At 45.6% G+C, this 677-nt stretch carries 2 protein-coding genes and 1 pseudogene; all 3 read left to right on the top strand.

Translation table 11 applies throughout. The features are described 5' to 3' along the window. Positions 1–184 (top strand): annotated as a pseudogene (locus tag ACTQZS_RS15415) (hypothetical protein); the annotation flags it as partial. 40 nt (positions 185–224) lie between these two features. Beyond that, complete coding sequence (locus tag ACTQZS_RS15410; protein WP_441476601.1) at positions 225–398, top strand: hypothetical protein; 174 nt, start codon at positions 225–227, stop codon at positions 396–398. A 13-nt stretch (positions 399–411) separates the two neighbouring features. Next, positions 412–666, top strand: a complete 255-nt coding sequence (locus ACTQZS_RS15405) for a hypothetical protein (protein WP_441476600.1) — start codon at positions 412–414, stop codon at positions 664–666. Positions 667–677 lie beyond the last annotated feature (11 nt).

Raw genomic sequence — 677 nt, 5'->3', positions numbered from 1 at the left:
AATCAGTGAAGCAAATGGCCTGACCGTACGACTTTGCCTGAAACACCACAGGGAAGGGAAAGAAGCGGTCCACAACAATGCGGAAAAAATGCGGCTGCTGCAAAGAACCGCACAGATGAAGTTCGAAGAAAACCATTCGAGAAAAGAATTCATGCGCTTGATTGGAAGGAACTACCTGGAATAGCCAATTGGAAAGCATAGCAGGAGGAGCTGCAGTAAAAACGATGGAGACAAAGGAAGAAAAAGCAAAGACTGTCAGCCAAATCATCGAAGAGGTAAAAAACGAAATTTGTGACAAATATTGCCGCTACCAAACAATATATGATGAGGATGACGAGGATGAGTTGACCGAAATGATGGAAAAGATATGTTTCAACTGTCCGTTGGATAGGCTGTGAGGGAGGTGAGCAAATGAGCAAAGCGGCAGCGGAACGACAGGTGATTGTCACATGGTATCTTCCGGAGAAGAAGCTTCCGCCGGAAGACGAGGAGGTAGTTATCACATTTTCCGGGAAAGTACACAATGTTATTTACGATCACGCCATCGGGATAGCTTCGTATTTTTTGGGCGAAGGGTGGCTGATTGATGGCATGGATGAAAAGGAATCCGACGCCATGACGATTGAAGCATGGTGCGATCTAGACGCGTACGGATTGGAGAAATGATGGACAAAAAA

Origin of the sequence: Bilifractor sp. LCP19S3_H10 (genome assembly GCF_052119185.1) — a bacterium.
GTDB lineage: Bacteria > Bacillota > Clostridia > Lachnospirales > Lachnospiraceae > Bilifractor.
This window is presented reverse-complemented; position numbering and strand designations above follow the sequence as displayed.